1 pseudogene is annotated in these 438 nt (G+C 78.5%); it reads right to left on the bottom strand.

Annotation, left to right across the window (positions count from 1 at the left end):
- Positions 1-438, bottom strand: a pseudogene (locus GT354_RS19505) (opine oxidase subunit A); the annotation flags it as partial.

The following is a 438-nucleotide window of genomic DNA, read 5'->3' on the forward strand; positions in this document are numbered from 1 at the left end:
GGCGGGGGAGCCCTTGGGCGAAGGCGACTTCGGCGACGTCGGCCCCGGCGCGGACGAGTTGGGCGGCGGCGATCAGCAGGAGCGGGTGGGCGCCCGCGAGGACCACGCGCCGCCCGGCGAGGGTGCGGTGGCCCTTGAGGAACGCCTGGAGGCCGCCGACGGTGAAGAAGCCGGGCAGGGTCCAGCCGGGCATCGGCACGGGCAGGTCGTAGGCGCCGGCGGTGAGCAACAGGGCGCGGGGGAGCAGGACTTCGACGCCCTCGGGACCGTGGACGGCGACGCGCAGGCCGTCGGGGACGGGGGTGCCGGCGGTCGCGGCGAAGCCGTCGGGGGTGGTGCGGGTGCCGAAGACGCCCCACGCGGTGGTGGAGTGGCGGATGGTGATGCCGGGGTGGGCGGCGGCGCGCGCGAGCAGGGCGCGCCCGGCGGCGTAGGCGG

The organism is Streptomyces sp. SID3343, from assembly GCF_009865215.1.
In the GTDB taxonomy this organism is placed as follows: Bacteria; Actinomycetota; Actinomycetes; order Streptomycetales; family Streptomycetaceae; genus Embleya.